Genomic DNA, 23375 nt, shown 5'->3' with positions numbered 1-23375 from the left:
CGATTCATTGCGAATCGCTGGAGACGTGCCAGAGCGGCCGAATGGGGCTCCCTGCTAAGGAGTTGACTTACTTGCGTAGGTCCGGAGGTTCAAATCCTCTCGTCTCCGCAAACTACATTTCCCCTGGTGAGTGTTCACCGGGGGTTTTGTTGTATCTGTGCTGGTCATTGGCATGATACTATGTTGCCATAGGTGGCCATGAGTTGCCACTAGTAGCACTCACTACGCAACAGTTACGCAACAGTTGCGCAAGACCTGGCCCCACGAAAAAGGGACATAAGACATGGCACGCACACGACGCACTCGTAGCGATTGGGGCACTGTCCGCAAGACGGGCCGGAGGTTCACCGCGCAATACACAGGCCCGGATGGGGCTAGGCATACCCCGGGCCGCTCATTTGAGACACGAACAGATGCCCGTGGATGGTTGGCAACAGAACGTAAGTTGATCGACCTAGAAGAGTGGACACCACCGAAACAGCGCCGCGTGCAGGAAGAGATAAGCGCGGAGACTGTGGGGGAGTGGATGGATAGGTTTCACGAGTTGCTGGAGCAGCGCCCTGAGCCGCCCCGTAAGTCCACCATGCAGAACTACAGGCGCGTGACCCGCGTGCGGATTACTGAGCCTTATGGCACCGGCGCGGACGATGTGGACGTGTGCCACCTGAAGGATGTGCGTCTGGTGGAGCTGACTAAAGCGGACGTGTACCGCTGGTGGGATGGGGTGCAGCGCTGCTATCCAAAGGCCCGCACGATTAACCAGCAGGCCTATAAGCGACTTAAGGCCGCGTGCGCTGAAGCTGTACGCCGTGAGATGCTCACCGTTAACCCGGTCGATGTTCCAGACGCTGGTAAGAAAGTGGCCACTAAAGGGAAGTACTTGCCGGAAGATTGGGAGCTTAAGGCGATTCTGAAGCACATGCCCGCCCGCTATAAGGCCCTAACGTCCCTCGTGTTGCACCACGGCTTAAGGATTGGTGAGGCCCTGGCCCTGGAGGCTGAGGATGTTCACGTTGAGTACTTGCCCGCCCCGTGGATGCCGCGTGTGAGCGTGCATGTAAAGCAGAACGCACAGCGCATTACGGATGGTGGAGGCAACCACATGGAGGTGCAGCCGCCTAAGACTAAAGCGGGGTACCGTGAGGTACCGATTATGAGCGCGGACGTTCCCTACTTCCTGGAGCACCTGGCCCTGCATGTGCCTGCTGAGTCAACGGTTTTGCGGACTGCTGCTGGCACCCGCCGCGCCCGCCTGTTCACCACCACTAACACAGGGCAATTGATGATGGACACGAGTTATCGCAGTGCCCTTAAACGTGCGAAAGAGAAGGCCGGGGTGTGTGCCGATATTGATCCGCACTGTGGGCGTAACTGGTTGATTACTCGTTTGGCTGAGCAGGGCGCGCACTTGAAAGAGATTGGCACGCTGTTGGGGCAGGACGATGTGGCCACAATTTTGGATGTGTACATGAAGGTTCGCGCCGGTCGCACAACCTCGTTGATGGAGAAGGTTAACGCAACCCTGGGAGGTGCAGCGTAGTGGCTAAGAAAAAATCTGAGCGATACCGTGGCCGGTTGTTTGTCGAAACATTGCGGGTTATGGATGGTGACCGGATTCTAGGAGATCTGGTAGTGGATGAATCCTGGTCTGTGCCGCCACTGGGAGCGCCCCGCACGACGGCTAAACGGGTGACAACACTTACAGCCGATAACCGGCCTAATGTCCCGTCCGCAATTTCTGGTAGTCACCAAAGGTTTCTGGAGTGGGCCGAAACGCAGAAGCGTGAGCGCAGGCCACGAACAATTAGACAAGACGGGCCGCATATACAGTTCCCTGATTTTTCGATTCGAGCTGAGAAGCTGCTGCCCATTGTCCAACAGGCGCTTAATGGTGGGATGCGTGAGATTGAGTACTCTAACCTGCGCCGTCTACTAGGAATGTAGTTTCTGGCCGCACATGGCCCCGGTTGGTGTATGCTGACAACTATCCAGCTTGCAAGTGCGACCCGTCTACTAAAGCAAGCCGCCGTAAGGGATTGAACAAGTCACCGACAAGGTTAGCGTGCGGATAAACGGGGGATGGTGGAGTTTCAACTACCCATGACAGGCTAAATGGCCTGGAGTGCAACAAGTGCCCGATTCGTTGGGGCTAGTTGCCATGCCTAAAGCATGGGGAAAGTTGAACCGGATGACTGTCCAAAAACCAGCGTCTGCCCTACCTGAACTGATTACGCTTCAGCAGGCCTCTGAGCGCACACAGATAAGCGCCCGCACCTTGCGCCGTTATATCGCGGAGGGCCGTCTCGTGGCGTACCGCATGGGCCGCGCTATCCGCCTGAAGCCTGAAGACGTAGCCGCGCTGTTCACCCCCACCAACAAGTGGAGCGGAGGTGCAGCGTAATGCAGGAACCTACCGCACAAGATTGGTTGCTCTACTTCGCATATCGCGCACAGCCGCTCTGGCTAGAGATGTCCCGTGAACTTGAAGAGCTCTACTACGAGACCAACTACGAGTACAGGCCGTGGGAAGAAGAAGAAGATGAACCTGGGCCGGAACTTCCGGAAGAGTGGGACGCGCTACTACAGCCTTTTAGTGACCTCTGCGCAGAGATGAATAACGCCCTCCGTGACCTCGGACTGCTCACTGTTGGAACAAACCACGGTGGAGGAATAAAAATGCTCAAAGGCCCTAAGACCTATAGCAACGGCAGGCCTGTGATTGCATACGTCGGACTCGACTATCTCCAGCCTGGTGACCCGATCCACACGGAACCTGGGAGCTATGAGGAACTGGGATACAACCGCCTGCCCGTGCTCATGGCACCAAACGAAACTGACAACAAGCAATTGCAGCAGCACAGAGAGCACAACCAACGATATGCAGAGTGGGAGAAACAGCGTGCCACGCGCCCCACGCTCACCGCTTTAGACGGGGGTGCAGCTAAGTGACCGACACAAAGCAAAGCACCCGCCCGGTGCAAGGGCAGGTGCAAGACGATAATGCAGGTGGCGGCGTTATCGCCTTAGACGATACCAGCACAACCAGCCCGGAACTACTAGAGCAGGGCTTAATCCGTGGCCTGATTGGTGCACCCGCTACCCGTGTTGTGGCCCTGGCCAACACTCTCGTTCCGCATGACTTCCATGCCCCGCATAATCACACGGTGTTCGCTGCTGTGGTGGCCTGTGCCCACGCCCTCGTGGAGGCAGGCTGTGGTGATGCCCCGGTAGCTGCTGAGCGGGTACAGCAACACCTACAGCAGGCCGGCGCTCTCCAGCAGGACACAGTGGCCCGCGCCCTGATTGCTGTGACCGCTGGAGCCTACTTACCGCCCGCATGGCCGGATGTAGAACACCTGGCCCTGGGCATGAAGCAGGCCCGCTTAAGGCGCGCCCTCGTGGTGGTGGGGGAGGATTGCCTGACCACAGCCACGGCAAGCACGCAAGAGATAACCCGCTGCTTAAGCCGCCTAAGTGGCCTCGTGGATGTAGCCAAACGCGCCGGGCTGGAGGTGACGTAATGGGGACTGTTGATTACCGCCTGGTTGATGAACTCAACGAGAAGCAGCAGGCCCTGGAGGATAGGGAAGCTGCTGCCCGCCGCCGTGAGGCTGGTTTAAGGATGCCGCCGCTGCCTAGTGGGCACCGTGACCCTATTGGCCCGCGTACAGACGCACCCGATGAAGCATGGGGAGGTAGGAAGTAATGATTGAAGGTAAGCAGCTGCTGCCTGGTAGTCATGAGCCGTTTAAGGTAGCGCAGGAACTGATTAGGGATCGTTTCTTAGACGATGACGGCTATCCGGTGCTGAAGTTCTACCGTGGGGAATGGTGGCGTTATCAGGGCACGCACTGGGCTGTGCAAGATGAGATTGACCTCCGTACTGAACTGTATGAGGTGCTGGATAACGCGCAGGTCTATAACGTCGGTAAAGATTCTTACGCGCCGTGGAGTCCTGACCCTGCCAAGATTTCTAAGGTGCTGGAGCCGCTGAAGGGACTGTGTAACCGGCATGTGTCTGATTCGCAGGACATGCCTTATTACGTCCGCAAGGGAGATTGGCACCTGGCGCAAGATTTCGCCCCGGTGGATAACGGGCTGGTGTATCTGGAAACAGGTGAGCTGTATCCGCATACGCCACGGTTTTTCTGTAGTTATGTCCTTCCATATGAGTATGGCCCTGGTGCAGAATGCCCGGTGTGGAAGGAGTTCCTGGCAGACGTGTTTGCGCATGACCCTGAAGCACAGCTAACGGTACAAGAGTGGGCTGGATACCTGATTTCGGGCCGTACAGACCTGCATAAGGCCTTGTTGCTCATTGGCCCGGCTCGTGGTGGCAAGGGCACTATTTCCCGCACGCTGAAAGCACTGATTGGCATGGAGAACACGGCAAGCCCGGCGCTGAAAGATTTTGCCAGTGATTTCGGTCTGGAGCAGATGATTGGCAAGCCGTTGGCAGTGGTGGAAGATGCCCGTGGTGATGATAAGCCCGCACCTCGTGAGGTGGAGCGCATTCTGAACATTACGGGTGAAGACCAAGTGTCTATCAACCGCAAGAATCGCCCCTATTGGGTTGGCACGATGAACACCCGCCTGATGCTGGTGAGTAATGAGACTCCGAAACTGATTGATGCCTCTGGAGCCATTGTTACCCGGTTCATGTCAGTCAACCTTGTGAAGTCTTTCGCGGATAAGCCTGATACCAGTTTGGGGCAGCGCATTGCAGAAGAGATGCCCGGCATCTTTATCTGGGCGCTGGAGGGGCTTAAGCGTTTGAACCAGCAGGGCAAGTTCACTGTTCCACAGACGATGGAAGTAGTTGCTGCTGAGATGCGCGACCTGGGCGCGCCCGTGCGTGCCTTCCTTTATGACACCTACGACGTGACCGGCGATGAAGATGATCGGATCGTCTTGCAAACTGTGTATGCCGATTACAAGCAGTGGTGCAAGGAAGAAGGCCGTGGCACTGTTTCACAGGCTGAGCTTCACCGCCGCATTAACGCCCTGACCCCGATAGTGAAGGTGAGGCAGCGTGAAGCACCTGAACAAGATGGTTGGGTAGTTGGGCAGAAGCGCAAGCGCCCCCGCTACGTATTGGGAATTAAGTAGCTGAAACTACCGTGTTCCCTATGTTCCATACGTTCCCCCTGGTAGATAACTATCTTCACTATGTTCCATTCTTGTTCCATTAAGTTCCAAAGAAAATAATTACCCCTTCAGCTGCTGGGATTCAGTGGAACATGGAACACGGTAGGGAACACACAGGGAACATGCCCCTGACCTGGTGGAACACATGGAACACGTGGAACACGGTGCAACTCAGCTGAGATATTTCGCCCCCAACCACACAGCACACCAACCAACCCCCGCGCCCTGGCGCTTATGGCCGGATGACAGTCCAACGCCTGAGCTGCCAGCGGTGCCCTACCAGAAAGAAAGTGGGCACTATAGCTATGCCGACTACGTACGATTACCAAACAGCCGCCCGCGCCCTGTGGGGTGAAGCAGGCGACTTTATCCATGAGTGCTACAAGAAGCACCTGCCGTTGTTCCCTGGCCTCCCTGAGCAACTGCCTATGGTCATTGGCATCACTGCCTACGGACACTGCTTAGGACTGACTCGCCATGTAGATGTGGGCCTGGAGTCCATGCGTATTTCTATCGCGTCCAACCTATTCGAGAAGGGCACGGATGTGGTCTCAGATACCGTGCTTCACGAGATGCTGCACTGCTGGCTAGGAGCCTCAGGAAGGCAGTCCGCGCATGACACAGATGATTGGTACAACGCTTGCATGGCCCTGGCCCCGAAAGTATTGGGCCGGGAGATTAACCTAACGCGCAAGCGCCGCAAGTCCGTGCGCAAGCCCAACCCGGATTGGTACCCGGATAGTGGCCTGCCAAAGACAATTGTGCGCAAGGTTCCCGTGGAGGGGCTGGAGTGGACGCACGCGGATGTGGTGAGGTTCCCGCACGCCTTCCGGGAGGATGGATACATCGGTGGCCGCATTATTGAGGTGTCCACCTACTAGACCGCCGCGCCGGGGCGTGGAGGGTGGTTAGCTGCTCTCCACTTCCCGCCTGAGTAGTTCCTGAAGCAGCACCGCGCTAGGCACCGTGCGTAGCTCGTGAGCGCCGCTGAATGGTTCCGCCTCTGCTGTGGTGAGTAGGCCTGTCTGGGCTAGTGCTGTAACAGGGTTGGCACCGTAGGCGCGTGCCACGGCAACCACCACAGCCGGTGGGGGAGTGGTGTTGTCTGCTGCCCTGCTGATTGTGGTGTGAGATAGGCCGGTGGCTTTAGCAATGGTGCGTGCGCTATCCGTGGTGATGGTGGCAAGCCATGTGGTGTATTCTTCCATGTGGTGCAGTTTAGCAACACAGGTAGGAGTATGACACTAGGCAGACGATAACGATAACGTGCACAGCAACACCTGTTCTATGCAGCCGTTTATGCAGGTAGTGGAGGTGTATACATAGTGTTGCATTGTATGTTGTCCGATAATCTATATTATGTCAGTTTGGTGCATGATGTTTCCAGATTATGCATAGCGGTGTTGGGGGAGTACAGCGCCTGCTAACAAACATGTACCCACGATAATTACCCGGACTACAGTCACCTGTTACCGCTCATAACTGGGCAGCAACCCCCGCGCCCTGGTGCCCACCAACATTATTCCTAGGGTTGCCCACAGAACCCTGCCCCGTTTCGCTACGGTTCAAGCATTTTTTACACACAGGCCAAAAGTTTGCGTGACCTCGTTGAACACAGCCACAGGAAGGTGGGCTAGTAGAGGGCAGGGGAGTTGTCCCGCCCCTAGCCGCTGGCACCGCCGGAAGGCATTGTTGCTCCACTCGGCTACAGGTCTGGAGTTTTATCAGAAACGGCACCCTGGGGGATGCCCCTCCCCGCCCCGTGGTGGTGGGCCGGAAGGCATAGGGGCCGGGCCTGTGTACGGGTTCCAGCATTTCGGTGCCGGTGGGGTGCCGCCTGTTTTCTTAAGGCCGTTGCCCTGCCTGACTCTGCCCGTCTGCCCGTGAGTCAGGCCGTCTCTCTCTCCACACCTCGTGGAAGTAGTGGGGTGCCGAAAAGTACCGGGTGCCGCCTTGGTTGCGCTCATGTCGCCGTTGATGACTTGTTGCGCTAGGTCGGGTCGTTTCTTCTTCAAGGCTGCAAGGTAGTACTCAGCGTCTCGTTTACCGTTCAAGGTAGGTGACCTACTTTGATTAATTAGACAATGGTTACCATTGTCTACATATCGCCCGCGCCCGTATGGGCCGTACTTTCCCTAGCGCCTTCAAATCGTCAATTGTCGAATATCGCCCGCGCCCGTATGGGCCGTACCCTTTGTGACCTGCATTAGTAGCCACGGATAGCGGGGTGTTCGCGTGCTGTTCCGGTGGCGCGCCCGCCATGCCTGTGTGAGACTACGTGTAGCCGTTCACTATCCCCCCGGTGTGAATGGTTAGGCCCGGTGCTGTGTGGCGACCCCCCCCCGAACGCCCCCGCCGGGCCGTCCCTGTTTCTACAGTTGGAGATTACCGGAACCTCCCGCGTTTTGCCTGTTCAATATCGCCGTTTAAGGCGATGAACCTACCGGCTAGGGGCGTTGGTACCCTCCAACTCGTTTAACAGCCGCCTGAGCGGGTATGCCCGCTGGCCCAACATCTCTGCTTGCACAGCAGCCATGCTTAAACAGTTGGAGCACACCTCTAGGTGTTGTTCCTTGTAGGTCATGGGGTAGTGCCGCGCTAGGGAGTCTGGCATGAGGGTGCCTACTGTTAGCCCGTCGCGGGGCACGATGATGTAGCCGCCGTCCTTGTAGTGGAGATTAAGCCCGGCTAGGTCAACACACCGCATGGGGTTCATGTGTGTGCAGTAGCTGCCCTCGTGGGGTGTGCCAACACATAGGTGCCAGAGGCCGGTGGTGGTGTCCGCATAGAGGTAGCGCACCCGGTGCCGGTTCCAGATGCCGGTGTAGTTGTCTGGTTGGTCTGCTGTGGGCAGTTGGTGTGTGCTCATTGTGGTGCCCCTGTCAGTTCATTGGTTAGGTTGCGGATGGTGCGTGTTAGGCGAGTGTTGGCCCGCATGATTTTCAGGGCCTGTTGGTCTAGCCGTTGGTATTCGGATGGGGTGCAGTTCTGGCACTGCTGGTTGATGCTCTCCAGCAGTTCAAGATTGGTCTTCAGTTCCTGCATGGTCTCGTTGAGTTGTTGGATGCTCACAGTGTCACCTCGTAGAGGATTGCAGCGGCATCACATGCGGGGCAGTTCTGTTTGTTGGTGTGTGCCCCGGTGGTGGCACCCTTGTGCTTGTAGAGGCGTTGGCCGCATAGAGTGTGGATTACGCCGTGTGGTTCGATGTGGTGAATGAGGTGCCGCAAGCGTGGCGTGCCAGTGGCCCGGCGCGTCTGGCGGGTGGTGGTTTCGGGGGTGGTCATGGTGGCCCTTTCCTGGTGGTTCCTGTTGTCCGTTACGCAACAATTACGCAACAGTCCGCAAGTTGATGTTTGAAAAGTAGCCTTTGACCTCCATGGGAGTGGTGTGGGGGTTCAGTCCCTCTCGTCTCCGCAAACTACAGAACCCGAGTCATCGTTTTACCGGTGGCTCGGGATTTTACGTTTTCAGTCGCTTCGTATGTCGGCAGCCCGTGAGCAGAGAGCTTAGAATGAAGGCGCTGACCTTAATCTGTGCTGGCTGGGAGCGTCATGGAGTTACTAAAAGAGCCAATTTGGGATGTGGAAAGTAACGCGAACATCGATCCCGATGAGAACTTTGTCCGAATATTTTGTTCTTTCCAAAATTCATGAGTGCTATTCCCCTCAGCCACTTCCCAAAGCAACGAACGGCATAGTGAGGTGGGGGATGAAAAAGAAGTAAATATCGGGCGAATGTGCTTGATGGCGAAATGGGGCAGGGGTGGTTCCGAAGAATTTTTGGTCGCCTAATTCAGCACTAGCGGCAGGACCAATACACCGGTTGAGAGCGCGAGCATGCCTAAGCAGTTGATCCAGAATTCACTGTCGAGGAAGTGGGCGCGGACACGGGCTGCTGAGGCTGCGCAGAAATATGCGATGACTCAAAACATGGATGCGATTCCTACGCTTGGGAACCAGAGTCCGTCGATGACTCCTGTGGCTGCGCGGCACTTGATGACAATGAGCGCCCACCACCAGTCTTTGGGGCGCTGGTTAACCCGAGTCTCAAAAGACTAGGGTTTGCGGGGAAGGGGAGGGATTATATGCCTTCTTGTGCGCCCTCGCAACAAATCTTGAGGAAGTTTATACAATAGTCTACATTTTACATCTTTTGCTTCCAATTATCCCTACTGGATGTAACTCTAGGGGTGTCCGATTTTCAGCCATCTTTTCTAGAAAGGATTATGGACATGTATCGTCTCAAGAAATCTACGCGTTTAGTGGTGCTGGTTGCGGCAGCAACAGTTTTTGCACCAGTCAATGCTAGTGCCGGTACTGAGACTGACCTCGCTGAGTCGACTCAGAATAATGCCTCTCAGTCTTCTGTTTCCTCAGAAGTTGCGGAAAAAGCAGATTCCTATGTTTTCCTTCAGGGAGACCAATTCGCGATTGCTAGAGAGGCAGAAAGCGCTCTTTCGCAAAAGGAACTGCAAGAAATCAAAAATGAAGTAGAGACTCAGAACGAAAGGATCAGCGAGGCCAAGGCTGATAGTAACCTTGAGATGAAGGTGGCGGGAGACTCGATAACTTTCTGGGAAAAAGGGCCGAAGATTTCGAGCGCTGATGATGATGACATTGATCCATACTTTCAAGAGGGTCGGAATGGAATTGAATTCCATGGGACTTATGTGAGGGTGCTACTGTCTAAAACGACGATTAACCGGGTGGGTGGCGGTGTCACAATCGCTGGAGTCTGGATTCCCGAGCCAGTTCTTTCCAAAATCCTAGCTACTGGAGGGGCTATTGCTGGTCTTGCGCCCGGTGGTATGTATGCAGACTATGGCATTGGTTCGATTGTGGCTGGCGCTTTCACACATAATGCATATCCTCAGCGGGTTGGTTTTCAATAAATTATCCTTCCTCTAAACAGAAAGGGGTTTAGGGAAAGGTAATTGGAATTTTGCCATATGGATGTTTCTGCATTGTTCAGATAACAGTCCAAGAGAATCTGCCGCCTGGCAAGAATAGAAATGGTTCTGGAGAGTAAAATATGTGGAAAAAGATATTGGCCACTGTGGGCGTTTTATTGATGATGCTTTCCGCTCAACTTCAGTGGCCGTATGGGGTCACGATTGCTCTAGCAATTTTGGTCATTTTCCTTGTGTTTGTTCCATCTGGGAAGAAGTAAATATCTGAGCAGAGGTGGGTATTTTAGCGGGCCTGCCTCTGTTTTAGATTGATTATTTATTAAGTTATGAAACAAAATACTATTTCTATAGTAGGCAGGCTAGCTCTTTTCTTTCTGGCTAGCGTATCTTTTGGGGCCACGGCTTCATCAATATCTACTGCTCAACAGAGGAATTTCGATCCTCTTTCATATATTGAAAGTGGAGATGAGGTGCAGGTGGGTCCTCCCCGAGGGGCGGTGACGTGTTCTGTGACTATCATTTCCCAGCAGCGGGCCTTGACTGCCGGTCATTGTGGTGAAAGTGAAAGTGCGGATGAAGTGTATTCGAAAGGTAGGCGTATTGGAAGTATTGGTGAAAACTACTTGTGGAGTAACCAAGGGATAGATGTTTCAGAAATACTTCTTGATCCTCCGGTAGATTACGTTCTTCGGGCTGATAAAATTAGTGATAAAAGTATCGAAATACCTTCAGCTATTTTTGCAAAAACCTTTCTCGGAGGGAGAATTGATGGGGTTGTCAACGACAAGAACTTATATTGTGAGGCATTTTCCATCAATGGGAGAGAATATCAGGCGCGAACTCTAAAGGCTCAAATGACTTCAAAACCTGGGGATTCAGGCGCCCCTGTCTATAATCCTGCAGGAGAATTGGTGGCCCTCATTGAAGGCGGCAATGGGAAAGGGGATACTACTATCACGCCGCTTTCTTTCCTGGAGGAAAAACTCTCTGAAGACTCTTCTTCTAATGAGTGTAAAGGAAATGGTTAAATTACACAGCCTGTTTGCTAGGAGATTTTCCGCTTTATCTAACGACTAGTTGCAGCTGCTACGCAAAAGAGGAGGCGGAATCTGCTCAACGACTTCCTGCGCTAGCGACGAGTCGGATTTGGACGGTGTTGGTTGTTGCCGAGTGTATTTTGTTAGTCGGCGGACGTAGCGCCATCGGCAGATGCCTCAATACTAGTCCTTGTCCTAACATCGAGAAGTTTTAGAGTGCGTTAATTTTGTCGCTTTAGTCGAGGGCTTGTCGGTTTATTGATTGCTTGATTTCGCTGCTTCAACTTATAGAACCCTAGTCATCGTTCACCGGTGGCTCGGGATCTGCGTTTGTTGTTGTCATTCTAGAAGCGGGTGCCAGCGCAGCTCTCGGAAGCGGGCAAAGCCCTGATCTTGGCTCAGTAAGGTTGCTTCTTCTTCTATTACGGACGCGGCTATCCAGGCATCAGGGATGTCGCTGGCTTTAAGCTTGTGCAAGCGCACCAGTTCAGTGAAGGTTGTCCAGGTCCCTGGGCTGGAGCTCAAAAGAGTGCCCGTTTGGGGCCGCTAAAATGGTATTGAGTGCAGTCAGTGCTTGCTGGGCGGTTAGTGGTTTGTGGAATAGCTTGTGGTTGGTCATAACTCGAACAAGGCCCGTTGCCACAACATCCAGGAGCCCAATTGTTTCATGCCGATTCAGCGCACCACTTAACCACTGCTGAGCGGGTTTATGTTGTGGTGCTGCGGAGTGGAAGGTATAAACGAGAATGTTGACATCAGGAATGATCATCGAGCACCGCCCATACGGCTTCTTTGTCGCTGAGATCAACTAGAGCTGGTCCGCCGCAATCGAAGGAGGGGAGGTTTATCCTGGTGTGCATACCTTTAGGGTAGAAAGCATCAAGTCATCAATCAATAGGTGCGATGATGCATCTTCCTTCTGGAAGCCGTGAATGGTTGACTGGTGTCTTAAGTCAGTGCGAGCGTCAGGATCGGTACTCCGATGGAGAATGCGAGCATGCCTAAGCAGTTGATCCAGAATGCGCTACCGAGGAAGTGGGCGCGGACATGGGCTGCTGCGGCCGCGCAGAAATAGGCGATGACTCCAATCATGGCTGTGATTCCTACGCCGGGGAACCAGAGGCCGGCAATGAGTCCTACGGCGGCGAGGCACTTGATGACAATGAGCGCCCACCACCAGTCCTTGGGGAGTTTGACGCCGCTGAGGCAGGCTTCGATGAAGGGGACTGGTTTGAGGGAGAGGGCGGCGTCGCCAAGCAGAATGGCTGCTAGTAGAAGGGAGGGCCAGGCTGGGGAAGATTCTAGGATCATTGGGTTACTCCGAATGCGGTGTTGAGGCGTTCGATCGATGAGGCGGCTTGGGATGTGAGGTGCTCGGTGTCGTAGATTCCGGCGGCCCAGCCGATGAGTAAGCCGAGGTAGACGTTGTACAGCAGGTCGGCGTACTCGGCCGCATCGGCGCTGCTGAGCCTGGTGCCGAGTCGCAGGGTGATTTCATCGGTCAGGAGCGTTTTGAGTGCGGTGAGCGCTTCGCCTTGATTGCCTTGTTGGATGAGTGCTGCGCCAAAGGCGCGGGAGAGCTCTTCGTGGCCGGTAAACATCTGGAGGAAAGGTCTCAGGACATCGAGAAGGCTATCGGATTGTCCCCGGATGTCATCGTGGAGTTCTGAAATGTGTTGGCCAATGGTGCGGATGAGCAGCGTTTGTTTGTCGCCGACTCCCATGACGGTTCCCACGCTAACGCCAGCTTCGGATGCGATAGTCCGGATGCTGGTGGTGGCGTAGCCCTGAGTGAGGAAGAGTTCGTAGGCGGTGGCTAGGACCTTGCTGACGGTGCCAGCTTTGGCGGCCGAGCGCGATGAGTGAACGTGTTCAGTGAACATGTTCAAAAGGGTAGCTCTTGATGGTTTCGAGGTCAATGACGCCGAAGTGTTGACAGTTGGCGCTAGGCCAGCGTGGGGAAGACGCGGTCGCGCAGCAGGTGTGCAAGCTCGCGGTCGGGTGCTGTTGGGTTGACCCAGGCGGTGTCCCCGATTTCGGCGGCGGCGTGGGGTTCGTCGGTGGTGACGGTGCGGGTGTAGGTGAAGATGGTGCCGACGACGACCTCGCCCGGTTCGTTGGCGGCGGGAGCGTCGAAGGTGCCGAGTTTGTTGAGGCTCTCGGCGTCGAGGGTGAGGCCTACTTCTTCGGCAACTTCGCGCAGGGCGGCGTCGACAAGCGCCTCGCCCGCCTCAGGCTTGCCGCCGGGCAGTTGGTACTTGGTGGAGGACTTCTTGCGCACGGTAAGCACGTGGCCTTGTGGGTTGCGGATGACGACGGCTGCTACTTCAATCATGGCTGCTGATTGTAGGCGGCCTAGAGCAGCGGCAGGAGCACGAGGGCGAGATTGAGTGCGATGACCAGCGCGGCAAGCGTCCAGCCCACGGCCATAGACCAGGGTTTCGCGGCGAACTCACCCATGACGTCCCGGGAGCCGGCATAGCGGAAAAGCGGGATGATGGCGAAGGGGATGCCCAGGGAAAGAAGTGCCTGGCTGACCACCAGTGCCATAGTGGGGTCGACCCCGCAGCCGATGATGACCAGCGCCGGGATGAGCGTGACCAGGCGGCGGACTAGTAGGGGGACCTTGATGTGAAGCAGGCCGTCCATGATTTCGGAGCCGGCGTAGGCGCCCACTGACGTCGAGGCGAGGCCGCTGGCCAGCAGGCCGATGGCGAAGAGAACGCCGGCCAGCGGGCCGAGGTGGCTGGCAATCGCCGTGTGGGCCCCGGAGATGGTCTCTGTGCCGTCCACGCCGTAGAGGGCCGAGCCCGCCAGGACCAGCAGGCCCACGTTGACGAGCCCGGCGATGGACAGCGCCACGGCGATGTCCGCGCGGGTGCCGGCCAGCACGTGGGGGATTTCCAGGTCGGGGTAGCGCTGCTTGGTCAGGGAGGAGTGTAGGTAAATGGCGTGCGGCATGACGGTGGCGCCCAACATGGAGGCGGCCAGCAGGATGCTGTCCTTGCCCTCTAGGCGGGGGATGAGGCCGCCGGCCACGTCGGCGGGGTCGGGCGGGGCGATGGCGAGGCCGGCAAGGAAGCCGATGCAGATGACCAGGAGCAGGCCGATGACAAGCCCCTCGAACCACTGGTTCTTCTTCTGGAAGATGAGGAGAATGATGGAGACCGCGCCGATGATGAGCGCGCCCGCGAACAGGGGGAGGTTGAAGAGGAGTTGCAGGGCAATGGCGCCGCCGATGACTTCGGCGAGGTCGGTGGCCGCGGCGATGAGCTCGGCCTGGGCCCACATGCCTAGGCGCGCGCGGCGGGAGAGACGCTCGCCCATGATTTCCGGCAGGGAGCGGTGGGTGACTAGGCCCAGTTTGGCGGAGTGGTACTGGATGAACATGGCCATGAGGTTGGCCACGACGAGTACCCACACCAGGAGGTAGCCGTAGTGGGAGCCGGCGCTGATGTTGGCGGCTACGTTGCCGGGGTCGACGTAAGCCACTGCAGCAACGAAGGCGGGGCCGGTGAGGCTGATTAAGGTCTTACGCATAGGCATCTCCATACCAAAAGTTCAACTACTTGAAGTCTAGTTTTCATCGCCATATGTTCAAGCCAGGGGTTTGATCCGGCAAACCATGTTAAAGTTTATTTGTTAATTATTTAAATTACTTTATGTATTTCGGCAGGTTAGAGACTCGAAGCTTCAACGGGTACACTGCCTTCAGTGCGCCAAAGTTGGAAGATTTTTATTAGAGATGTAGCCAGGCTTGGCCGCGTCCCCAGGGCGTGGATCATCCTCATCGGGCTTATCATCACCCCCGCGTTGTATTCATGGGTGAACATCGCGGCTTTTCGTGACCCCTACGGCCATACCAACAACATCAAGGTGGCCGTGGTCAACGAGGATAAGGGTGCTAACAACGAGCTGACGGGGAAGATAGATGTCGGCAGCGAGGTCATTGAGAAACTCAAAAAGAATGACCAGCTAGGCTGGCAATTCCTCGAGCGCGACGAAGCCGAGAAAGCCCTTTTAGAGGGAGACGTGTATGCCTCGGTGACGATTCCTGAGGACTTTAGCGAGAACCTCGTGAGCATGCTCGACGGGAAGTTCACGCAGCCGCAGCTGGTCTACCGTGTTAACGAGAAGAACAACGCCATCGCCGTGAAGATCACGGATACCGGTGCCAAAGGTCTAGACAAGCAGATCACTGCGGCCTTCAAGGAGCAGGTGGCCACCGTCGCGGCGGAGAACATCAAGGACACCGGTACCGACTTCGAGCGAAAAGTCACGCGCGCGATGAACAACACTAGTTCGGCCTTCGGGGAGACCGCGCAGGAGATTGACGGCAACCGTGAGAACCTCGCGCGCATCCAGGGAAAGCTTGACGCCGCCGCTGATTCCACGTTGGGCGCCAAGTCCACGGTGGCTGATGTGAGTGCTGCGCTGGGCGACGCCCAAACAGCCCTCGCCGAGGTCTCCTCCCTAGTCGAGCAGGCCCAAGGGGGCATCGGTGACTTCACCGACCAGACCACCGGTGCCTTCGTCAGTGGCGCAAGTGCGGTGGCAGACGGCACCGCACAGGCGCAGGAATCCATTGCGGATGTCACAGCTGGCCTGAACCAGGCCGGTGACCGTTTCGATTACGCCACGCAACGGGCGAACACTGCTATTGACGCGAGTGCGGAATCGATTGCGCAGCTTAAGGCGTTGCGCGATTCCGCAACGCTTTCACCGCAGGTGGCCAAGGAGATCGATGACGCCATCCAGCGCCTCGATGAGGGCAATGAATCCAACCGCCAATTGGTGGGGAACCTCAATGCGCTGAGCAAGGATACCCAGGCCGCAGCGGACAACGTGCAGGCTAGCGCGGAGGCCATCAACCAGGCAGCGGCAGATACCAAGGCCACGTCGCAGACGCTGCGCGATACCGTGACCACCGCCGTGCCGGAAATCAACCGTGCCATGAGCAATCTGAGCTCCATGGCGAGTGCTTTGAGCTCCACCCTGGAAGCTCAGAAGGGAACCATGCAGGAGGCCAATGGTCTCCTGGACGGCGTGGCCCAGCAGCTGCGCGCCACGAAGGACACCTTGTCCGATTTCGATACCAACCTCCTGGCCCTGCAGGACAGCCTGCGCGCTATGCAGGGCGATGTAGGCTCGCTGCGTGCCGCGATGAACTCCAAAGTCGTTCAAAATGTCACCGGGCTGGACGCGGAAGAAATCGGTAAATTCTTTGCGGAGCCCATCGAGCTGAAGACCGAAACCGTGTACCCGGTGGACAGCTACGGCTCCGCCATGGCGGCGCTGTTTACTAACCTCTCTCTGTGGATTGGTGCCTTCGTCCTCATGGTGATCTTCCGGGTTGAGGTCGATAAGGAGGGCTTCGACCGCATCACGGTGGGCCAGGCCTACTTGGGCCGCTTCCTCCTCATGGCCCTGATGGTCATCATCCAGGCCGTCACGGTGACCGTGGGTGATCTGCTCATCGGCGTGCAGACCGTGAACGCGCCTGCCTTCATCCTGACGGGCGTGCTCGTGGGATTGGCCTACTTGAGCATTATCTATGGGTTGTCGACGTCTCTGGGTCACCTCGGCCGCGGCCTCTGCGTGGTTTTTGCCATTATCCAGATTCCAGGTGCGTCGGGCCTGTACCCGATTGAGCTGCTGCCCAGCTTCTTCCACACCATTTACCCATTGCTGCCCTTCACCTACGGCATCGACGCCATGCGCGAAACCATCGGCGGGTTCTACGGCAACCACTACTTCAAGAACATGAGCGTGCTCGCCTTCATGTTCATTCTCTTCTTTGTCTTCGGCCTTCTACTGCGCAAGGCGTTGGCGCACTTCAACGTCATCTTCAACCGCGAGCTGAAGGACACCGAGCTCTTCGACTATGAAAACGTGCAGGTTGTGGGCTCCGGCTACCGCATCGCGGACGTCATCCAGGCGCTGGATAGCCGCAGTGGCCTCAAGAGGGATTTGGACCGCCGCGCTCATAACTGGGGCTACTGGCTCAAGCTGGTGGCCATCGCGGGCGTTGTCGGCGCGGTCATCCTCATTGTTGTCTCGGGCCTCTTGCCCGACCAGAAGCCGTTGCTCTTGGGCATTTGGACGGCGTGGTGCTTCCTTATTATTGTCGCCGCGGTCACCCTGGAATACCTGCGCATTAGCCTGAAGCAGTCCGCGGAGCTCGTGACGCTGGATGAAGATGACATCAAACACCCGGCTCGCGCCGGCGCGGATTCCACGGAGGGGGATAATTAATGCGTGGAACACTCGATCTTTTCCTCAATGACATGCGCACCGCATGCCGCAACGTGATGAGCGCGGTGATGCTCGTGGGTCTCGTCGTCATTCCGATGCTGTTCACGTGGTTTAACGTGTTGGCTAGCTGGGATCCCTTTGATAACACCAGCCAGCTCAAGGTGGCGGTGGCCAGCAAGGACACCGGCTATGAGAGCGATCTGTTGCCGGTGCCCATCAACGTCGGCGATCAAGTACTCAATGAGCTGCGCGCGAACGAGCAGCTGGATTGGGTTGTGACCACCTCCGATGAGGCGATTGAAGGTACCAAGTCCGGTGAGTATTACGCAGCCATCGTGCTCCCGGAAGACTTCAGTACCGACATGATGAACTTCTACACGGATGGTTCCCAGCCCGCGGATTTATCCTTCTATATGAATGAGAAGAAGAACGCGCTGGCGCCGAAGATCACCGGTCAAGGCGCAGAGGGCGTGTCGGCCCAGGTTGCCGAAGCCTTCACCACGACGGTCGGTGACGTGTCCTTCGATCTGGTCACCTCGCTCTCCGACTTCTTAAGCAAGGGCGATACCAAGGCTGTGTTGGACCGGATGCAGGCGCGCGCGGATGGCGTGCAGACCCAGCTGGATATGGCGGCGCGTACTGCGCGTTCCCTGGCTGGACTTGTGGATACCGCAGTTCCGCTCATGGAAAGCGCCCAACGCATTGCGGACTCAGCGGACCTGGAGCTTCCGGAGGTTCAGTCCTCCTCGCTCAACGTTTCCACGGACGCGCTGCAGCAATCGCTCGATGCCACCAGCGCTAGTTATGATGTGGTGCGCCAACGCATTGATGCGCTTTACGACGACGCCTCCGCCTCCCGCGCCGACCGCGTCGCCGCGCTCAACACCTTGGCCGGCCAGGTAGAAGGCACCATTGCCCAGTATCAGAACCTGCACGGCCACATTGAGGCCCTGCCAATTCCTGCCGGGGATAAAGAGAAGTCGCTCAGCCGTATCGAGGAGGCCATCGACGCGCAGCGCACTCTCCACGCGCGCCTCACTGCGGCCGCGAATGCTCCCGAACCCACGAAGCCGGATCTCTCCAGCATCGACAATGCCAAGAAGGCAGTGGAGGGAATCTCCACCTCTGGTCTGCGCGAATCCCTGCGTGCGCTGCAGGACTCCCTGGGCCAGGTGAGCGCGGATCTGGATACCGCGAAGACTCCCGTCACCATTGATTCCTCTTCCCTGACGGATGCTCGGGATGCGGTACAGAAGCTCGCCTCTGGCCTGCAGGATAAGGCCAACAAGTTCGGCGACCTGCGGAAGGATATCGACTCCGCTGCGGCATCTGGTGACCTGAAGAAGTTGGCGGACCTCATCGGTTCCGATCCGGATGCCTTGGCGCGTGCGATTGCGGCGCCGGTGGACGTCGACAGGCAAGCGGTCTACCCAGTCAAGAGCTTTGGTGCCGGCATGACACCCATGTACACGGCGCTGGCCCTGTGGGTCGGCGCGCTGCTGACTGCGGTGAGCGTGCGCACCGACGTGGTGGACAAGGACAAGTACTCGCCGATGCAGCGCTTCTTCGGCCGCTTTGGAATGTTCGTCGCGGTTGGTCTCATGCAGTCGACGATGCTCATCTTGGGCCTCATCTTCTTCGTGGGCATCGAGCCCGCGCACCCGATTCTCATGCTGCTGGCAGGCTGGGTTAGCTCGCTCATCTTTATGCTGATTTGCTACACCTTCGTGGTCTCCTTCGCCAACGCAGGCAAAGCCTTGGCGGTGCTCATGCTGGTGGTCCAAGTATCGTCGTCGGGCGGTGCCTACCCCTTGCAGGTGCTCCCGGACTGGTTCCAGAACATTAGCCCGTGGCTGCCGGCGACCTATACCATCCGTGCTTTCCGCGCGGCCATCGCCGGAACTTACCACGGTGATTACTGGCTCTCCCTGTTCGCCCTCTTGCTCTTTGCCATACCGATGCTGATTCTGGGCGTGGTCTTCCACAAGCCGTTGGAGAAGTTCACCAACGGCTGGGTGGAGACCTTGGACAAGACCAAGCTGATGTAGCGGTTACTTCGCGGTGCCTTCGGGGTTATCGATTGTGATGATTCACATAATAAAATCGCAATATTCAAGGCTGAGGGGAGTGTCCATCGGAGGTAAATGGCAGTAAGCTGAAGCGCTGTGAAACGCGGTCATTTCCTGGGCCCGGCTCGGCTCACCGCCGTGGGCTTTATCCTGCTCATCCTCGTGGGAACGCTGCTGCTGATGCTGCCGATTTCCGCCAACGTTCCGCAGTGGACACCGTTCCTGCCAGCGCTGTTTACGGCGACCTCGGCGGTCTCCTTGACGGGTCTCGTGGTGGAGGACACCGGCACCTATTGGACGCCCTTCGGCCAAGCGGTCATCATCGCGCTCATCCAGCTGGGCGGCCTCGGCATTATGAGCCTGGCATCGCTATCAGGCATGTTGTTGACCGGTCGCATCAGCTTCAAAGCCCGCCGGACCATGGCGGCGGAAGGTCGTGCTGTGGCTTCCGGAGGCATTCGACATGCCCTGCTGCTCACCCTGATGATGACTCTGATCTGTGAGGCCACAGTTGCCGTGTTCATCGGTGTGCGCCTAGCCACCGAACACGGCGTGGCACCAGGGCGCGCGGTGTGGGAAGGTATCTTCCACGCCATTTCGGCCTTCAATAACGCTGGGTTTAGTACCTATTCAGACAGCGTCATTTCCTTCGCCGCCGATGGCTGGATTCTGATTCCTCTCGCCTTCGCCCTGATTGTCGGTGGTCTGGGCTATCCCATGTTGGCGGAGTTCGTGCGACGGGCCCGTGCACGGCTAACGCGCTGGCGCGGCGGCACGCCCCGCATTCACCGCATGTCCATGACCGCCCGGATGACGCTGGGCGCCACCGCGTTCTTGTTGCTGGGTGGCACCGTGGTCTTCTTCCTCTCCGAGGGTTCCGGTGTGCTGCATGGGATGCCGTTGGACCAGAAGCTGATCAACGCCTTCTTCATGAGCGCTTCGCCCCGAACGGCCGGTTTCAACGCCATCGACTACGGGGAAGCGCACCCGTTGACGCTGATGGTTACGGACATCTTGATGTTCATCGGCGGCGGCTCCGCCGGTACGGCGGGTGGCATCAAGGTGACTACCGCATGCGTTCTGGGCGCGGCGATGATTTCTGAATTCTTGGGCAGGGAAGACACCTCCATCGGGCACCGTCGCCTGCCGCTGTCCACCTTCCGTCAGGCCCTCGCGCTGACTGCCGCCGGAATGATCGTCGTTGCCGTAGGTGTGGCGACGCTGCGCATCTGGGACCCCGAGTTCACCGCGGACCAGGTCACTTTCGAAGTCATGTCCGCCTTCGCCACCGTGGGCTTGTCCACGGGTATTACTGCAAGTTTGTCCGCACCATCGCAGCTCATGCTGTGTCTCATCATGTACGTTGGCCGCGTAGGCCCCACCACTTTCGTGGCGGCACTGGCCGCCCGGACCATCAGCCTGCGCTACCGCTACCCAGAAGAAAGGCCGTTCATTGGCTAACATGTTCAGCGCCCTGCGGCGCGAGAAGACGTCCATCAATATTCCACCGGTCGTCGTCATTGGTATGGGGCGGTTCGGTTCTTCCCTGGCCCGCGAGCTGATGGAGCACGGCGTGGAGGTTCTCGGCATCGACGCCGAGGAGAAGCACGTGCGCGAACACGCCGCGTACCTCACCGAAGCGGTGACCGCGGATACCACCGACGCCGAGGCCCTCCGCCAGCTGGGCGTTGATGAAGTAGAGCGCGTGGTCGTGGCCATCGGCTCCGATTTGGAGGATTCCATCCTTACGGCCTCCAACCTCGTGGAGCTCGGGGTAAGCGATATCTGGGCCAAGGCCGATTCAGATGCTCATGCCCGCATCCTGCGCCAACTGGGAGTGCACCACGTGATCCGCCCGGAGCGCGATACGGGTCGCCGCGTGGCGCACCTGTTGGGCGGGCGCTTCGAGGATTTTGCGGAAATCGCCACCGACTATGGCGTGACGGCGATGACCCCGCCGGCGTCGATAAGCAAGCGCCCGCTCAACCTGCACCAGGTGTGGGAAGCACACAACGTTCAGCTCATCTCCCGCTGTGAGGGGCCTGGCCAGTGGCGCCCGCTTGTCGACGGCACCGAGCTCACCCACCGCGACCTCATCGTCGTCGCCGGTAGCCCCGCGGATCTGGAGGCCTTCTCGCAGTCCTAGGCGGCGCCTCGCGCTGTGGAGTGAGGAGCGGGGCGCTACAGTAGCGCCTATGAGGAAGGCACGTTTCCCGCGCTCGGTGTATGGAACAGGGGAGGAACCCGACCCGCGCTTCAGCATGGCTAATGAGCGCACCTTTCTGGCGTGGATCCGCACGTCATTGGCCTTTATTGCCGGTGGTGTGGCGCTGGAGACTTTCGAGCTGCCTCTGAATTCCACGCTGACTCGTGTCGTCTCCGTCATCATGTTGATCGTGGCCATCGTGCTGCCGGCGGTGGCGTGGTTTCACTGGGGTGCCTCCGAGCGCGCGATGCGCCAGGGGCGCCCGCTCCCGGCTAGCCCGGCGTTGGCGCTGATTGTTGGCGTGGTGATCATCATCGGTCTGATGATTCTGGTGGGCGAGCTGCTAGCGTGAGCGAGCTTTTTGATCCCGGCCTCCAACCCGAGCGCACCCGCTTAGCCTGGCAGCGCACGGGGCTTGCCGGCCTCATCGCGGGTTTGCTGGTCGTTCGTTCCGTTGCGCCATGGGCCGCCGTAATTGTTGGGGTAGTGGTGGCCGTGGTGCTGTGGTTGGCCACCGCCAAGCTCCGCGATGCTGACGAGATCCTGGCCCGGGCCGAATCACCTGCCCTGCCCGGGGCCTCGGCGCTTGCCGCCGTTGCGCTGGGAACGATGCTTCTCGGCGCGGTTGCTTTCTTCGCGCTGTGGTAGCGCAAACCCCCAGACCTCGATCCCGAAACTCCCTGGTGGGCGGTGGGGCGTCGGCAAGCGCTTGGCGACGCCCACCTGCAGGTTGCGGGTTTCAGGTCTGGGGATCTAGCGGAAGTTTCGGGGGCCCGCAGCTAAGTGCCGTGCGATGGTGTTGATGAAGTCTTCTGGAGCTTCGCGCAATTCTTGGGGAGAGAAACGTAAGACGACAAAGCCCTGGTTGAGGAGTGCCTTTTGGCGTTGGTGCTCGGCCCGAATCACCTCATCCAGCTCGTTCTCGTATTTCACGTTGCCGTCGATCTCAATGAGGAGCCAGTCATTGATCGCGAGGTCGGCGTAGTACTGATTGACTCGGTATTGGGCGCGCAGGCTGCGAACCGCCGGAAGGTCCGCGTCAAGGATGAGCGCCCGCGCGTAGGACTCCCAGGGAGATTCGGAGCTGTTGACGCTATGTTCCACGGCCCGGCGTGCATCCGCGACTCCTTTCACGCGGCCCATGTCGCCGAGTACCCAGTTGAGAGTGTCCTTTGATACCCGTCGTGACCTTACGTAGTCTGCGGCGACGAGTCCTTCGACGAATCCATCGAATCGTGCGATATCAATCGCCGTACGCGCGAGAGAAGTGACCCGGATGCCGTGGACTTCTGTGACTTGATTGTTGAGTTTCGTTTGCTTGTAGCGGAAGTATTGGCGCTTGGATTTTTGGGGAACGGAGTTGGAGGGGACTGTCGCGAAATACTCGCTCGGCGTTGTGAGCGTAGGGATGCCGTGGATGCGAGCCGCCGCTTTGCCCAGGAGAGTTGCCCGCGGTGCGGCACGCGCATGGGCATAGACCTCTGCGGTTTCTCGCTCCCAGGGTTTCAAGTGCAGCCATCGGTGCAGGGGAATGGCATAGCACCACGCGAGCTTATGGAATTTCCTCGCGTGAATTTTGCCCCATCGGGGGTCGTCGTTGGTGAGCGTGCGCAGATCGACTATGTGGGTGTCTATGTAGTGAAAGATGCCTAGGTTGTTCATGGCTTACTTGTAGCGCATTGGCGTGGATCGCGCGCGGCGAGCGGTACGCAGCGCTAAACCGGCTCTTCCGGTTTCGGGGTGCGTAG

Annotated in this window: 26 protein-coding genes and 1 tRNA gene; 17 read left to right on the top strand and 10 right to left on the bottom strand. The window is 57.7% G+C overall.

The genetic code is table 11. The features are described 5' to 3' along the window. The first annotated feature begins 19 nt into the window (after nt 1-19). The 9 genes from HMPREF2993_RS11435 to HMPREF2993_RS11400 all read left to right on the top strand — a co-directional run bounded on the left by HMPREF2993_RS11435 (nt 20) and on the right by HMPREF2993_RS11400 (nt 6029). A tRNA-Ser gene (locus HMPREF2993_RS11435) sits at nt 20-108 on the top strand. Between the two features lie 175 nt (nt 109-283). Further along, on the top strand, nt 284-1540 hold the full coding sequence (locus tag HMPREF2993_RS11430) for a tyrosine-type recombinase/integrase (protein WP_070702465.1): 1257 nt from the start codon (nt 284-286) through the stop codon (nt 1538-1540). Next, nucleotides 1540-1944: a hypothetical protein gene (locus HMPREF2993_RS13760; RefSeq protein ID WP_210401567.1), complete on the top strand. Its 405-nt coding sequence runs from the start codon at nt 1540-1542 to the stop codon at nt 1942-1944. Before HMPREF2993_RS11430 ends, HMPREF2993_RS13760 begins: the two co-directional genes overlap by 1 nt. Nucleotides 1945-2188: 244 nt before the next feature. Beyond that, a complete protein-coding gene (locus HMPREF2993_RS11425) occupies nt 2189-2401 on the top strand; it encodes a helix-turn-helix domain-containing protein (RefSeq protein ID WP_070702464.1) in 213 nt (70 codons plus the stop codon). After that, entirely contained in the window at nt 2401-2949 is a 549-nt protein-coding gene (locus HMPREF2993_RS11420; RefSeq protein WP_070702463.1) for a hypothetical protein, read from the top strand. The genes HMPREF2993_RS11425 and HMPREF2993_RS11420 overlap by 1 nt, the downstream gene beginning before the upstream one ends. Then, nucleotides 2946-3521 carry a hypothetical protein gene (locus HMPREF2993_RS11415; protein WP_141758309.1) on the top strand — a complete coding sequence of 192 codons (576 nt, stop codon included), beginning with the start codon at nt 2946-2948 and terminating at the stop codon, nt 3519-3521. Before HMPREF2993_RS11420 ends, HMPREF2993_RS11415 begins: the two co-directional genes overlap by 4 nt. After that, nucleotides 3521-3706 (top strand): hypothetical protein, encoded by a 186-nt coding sequence (locus tag HMPREF2993_RS11410; protein ID WP_070702460.1) that lies wholly within the window; start codon nt 3521-3523, stop codon nt 3704-3706. The genes HMPREF2993_RS11415 and HMPREF2993_RS11410 overlap by 1 nt, the downstream gene beginning before the upstream one ends. Further along, on the top strand, nt 3706-5109 hold the full coding sequence (locus tag HMPREF2993_RS11405; RefSeq protein ID WP_070702458.1) for a DNA primase family protein: 1404 nt from the start codon (nt 3706-3708) through the stop codon (nt 5107-5109). The genes HMPREF2993_RS11410 and HMPREF2993_RS11405 overlap by 1 nt, the downstream gene beginning before the upstream one ends. A gap of 344 nt (nt 5110-5453) precedes the next feature. Beyond that, nucleotides 5454-6029 carry a hypothetical protein gene (locus tag HMPREF2993_RS11400; RefSeq protein WP_070702456.1) on the top strand — a complete coding sequence of 192 codons (576 nt, stop codon included), beginning with the start codon at nt 5454-5456 and terminating at the stop codon, nt 6027-6029. A 27-nt stretch (nt 6030-6056) separates the two neighbouring features. Here the strand turns inward: HMPREF2993_RS11400 and HMPREF2993_RS13520 are convergent, their stop codons facing one another. The 4 genes from HMPREF2993_RS13520 to HMPREF2993_RS11385 all read right to left on the bottom strand — a co-directional run bounded on the left by HMPREF2993_RS13520 (nt 6057) and on the right by HMPREF2993_RS11385 (nt 8435). Next, nucleotides 6057-6356: a hypothetical protein gene (locus HMPREF2993_RS13520; protein WP_141758308.1), complete on the bottom strand. Its 300-nt coding sequence runs from the start codon at nt 6354-6356 to the stop codon at nt 6057-6059. A 1232-nt stretch (nt 6357-7588) separates the two neighbouring features. After that, entirely contained in the window at nt 7589-8017 is a 429-nt protein-coding gene (locus HMPREF2993_RS11395; RefSeq protein ID WP_070702454.1) for a hypothetical protein, read from the bottom strand. Continuing rightward, entirely contained in the window at nt 8014-8220 is a 207-nt protein-coding gene (locus tag HMPREF2993_RS11390) for a hypothetical protein (RefSeq protein WP_070702452.1), read from the bottom strand. The genes HMPREF2993_RS11395 and HMPREF2993_RS11390 overlap by 4 nt, the downstream gene beginning before the upstream one ends. Beyond that, nucleotides 8217-8435 carry a hypothetical protein gene (locus HMPREF2993_RS11385; protein WP_070702450.1) on the bottom strand — a complete coding sequence of 73 codons (219 nt, stop codon included), beginning with the start codon at nt 8433-8435 and terminating at the stop codon, nt 8217-8219. Before HMPREF2993_RS11385 ends, HMPREF2993_RS11390 begins: the two co-directional genes overlap by 4 nt. 947 nt (nt 8436-9382) lie before the next feature. Here HMPREF2993_RS11385 and HMPREF2993_RS11380 point away from each other — a divergent pair. Beyond that, nucleotides 9383-10042: a hypothetical protein gene (locus tag HMPREF2993_RS11380; RefSeq protein WP_070510733.1), complete on the top strand. Its 660-nt coding sequence runs from the start codon at nt 9383-9385 to the stop codon at nt 10040-10042. 344 nt (nt 10043-10386) lie between these two features. Continuing rightward, nucleotides 10387-11088 carry a S1 family peptidase gene (locus tag HMPREF2993_RS13515; RefSeq protein ID WP_141758307.1) on the top strand — a complete coding sequence of 234 codons (702 nt, stop codon included), beginning with the start codon at nt 10387-10389 and terminating at the stop codon, nt 11086-11088. A gap of 496 nt (nt 11089-11584) precedes the next feature. On the opposite strand, the gene HMPREF2993_RS11375 is transcribed toward HMPREF2993_RS13515, so the two are convergent. The 5 genes from HMPREF2993_RS11375 to HMPREF2993_RS11355 all read right to left on the bottom strand — a co-directional run bounded on the left by HMPREF2993_RS11375 (nt 11585) and on the right by HMPREF2993_RS11355 (nt 14637). Then, nucleotides 11585-11866, bottom strand: a complete 282-nt coding sequence (locus tag HMPREF2993_RS11375; RefSeq protein ID WP_070510735.1) for a PIN domain-containing protein — start codon at nt 11864-11866, stop codon at nt 11585-11587. A 179-nt stretch (nt 11867-12045) separates the two neighbouring features. Then, nucleotides 12046-12408, bottom strand: a complete 363-nt coding sequence (locus HMPREF2993_RS11370; protein ID WP_049157746.1) for a DoxX family protein — start codon at nt 12406-12408, stop codon at nt 12046-12048. Further along, nucleotides 12405-12980, bottom strand: a complete 576-nt coding sequence (locus tag HMPREF2993_RS11365) for a TetR/AcrR family transcriptional regulator (RefSeq protein WP_005292598.1) — start codon at nt 12978-12980, stop codon at nt 12405-12407. The genes HMPREF2993_RS11370 and HMPREF2993_RS11365 overlap by 4 nt, the downstream gene beginning before the upstream one ends. Nucleotides 12981-13042: 62 nt before the next feature. Next, a complete protein-coding gene (locus HMPREF2993_RS11360) occupies nt 13043-13432 on the bottom strand; it encodes an NUDIX hydrolase (protein ID WP_070516271.1) in 390 nt (129 codons plus the stop codon). A 20-nt stretch (nt 13433-13452) separates the two neighbouring features. Further along, a complete protein-coding gene (locus tag HMPREF2993_RS11355) occupies nt 13453-14637 on the bottom strand; it encodes an Nramp family divalent metal transporter (protein ID WP_011272788.1) in 1185 nt (394 codons plus the stop codon). Between the two features lie 174 nt (nt 14638-14811). Between HMPREF2993_RS11355 and HMPREF2993_RS11350 the strand changes: the two genes are divergently transcribed. The 6 genes from HMPREF2993_RS11350 to HMPREF2993_RS11325 all read left to right on the top strand — a co-directional run bounded on the left by HMPREF2993_RS11350 (nt 14812) and on the right by HMPREF2993_RS11325 (nt 22275). Next, on the top strand, nt 14812-17352 hold the full coding sequence (locus HMPREF2993_RS11350; RefSeq protein ID WP_070702449.1) for a YhgE/Pip domain-containing protein: 2541 nt from the start codon (nt 14812-14814) through the stop codon (nt 17350-17352). After that, entirely contained in the window at nt 17352-19400 is a 2049-nt protein-coding gene (locus tag HMPREF2993_RS11345; protein ID WP_070702448.1) for a YhgE/Pip domain-containing protein, read from the top strand. The genes HMPREF2993_RS11350 and HMPREF2993_RS11345 overlap by 1 nt, the downstream gene beginning before the upstream one ends. A 117-nt stretch (nt 19401-19517) precedes the next feature. Then, entirely contained in the window at nt 19518-20882 is a 1365-nt protein-coding gene (locus HMPREF2993_RS11340; RefSeq protein WP_070702447.1) for a TrkH family potassium uptake protein, read from the top strand. Nucleotide 20883: 1 nt separating this feature from the next. Then, nucleotides 20884-21567, top strand: a complete 684-nt coding sequence (locus tag HMPREF2993_RS11335) for a potassium channel family protein (RefSeq protein ID WP_070702445.1) — start codon at nt 20884-20886, stop codon at nt 21565-21567. 49 nt (nt 21568-21616) lie between these two features. Continuing rightward, complete coding sequence (locus HMPREF2993_RS11330; protein WP_070702442.1) at nt 21617-21979, top strand: YidH family protein; 363 nt, start codon at nt 21617-21619, stop codon at nt 21977-21979. Further along, nucleotides 21976-22275: a DUF202 domain-containing protein gene (locus HMPREF2993_RS11325; protein WP_070702440.1), complete on the top strand. Its 300-nt coding sequence runs from the start codon at nt 21976-21978 to the stop codon at nt 22273-22275. Before HMPREF2993_RS11330 ends, HMPREF2993_RS11325 begins: the two co-directional genes overlap by 4 nt. Before the next feature lie 105 nt (nt 22276-22380). Here the strand turns inward: HMPREF2993_RS11325 and HMPREF2993_RS11320 are convergent, their stop codons facing one another. Next, entirely contained in the window at nt 22381-23289 is a 909-nt protein-coding gene (locus HMPREF2993_RS11320; protein ID WP_046648864.1) for a DUF559 domain-containing protein, read from the bottom strand. Nucleotides 23290-23375 lie beyond the last annotated feature (86 nt).

This window comes from Corynebacterium sp. HMSC068G04, assembly GCF_001814885.1.
In the GTDB taxonomy this organism is placed as follows: domain Bacteria; phylum Actinomycetota; class Actinomycetes; order Mycobacteriales; family Mycobacteriaceae; genus Corynebacterium; species Corynebacterium hiratae.
This window is presented reverse-complemented; position numbering and strand designations above follow the sequence as displayed.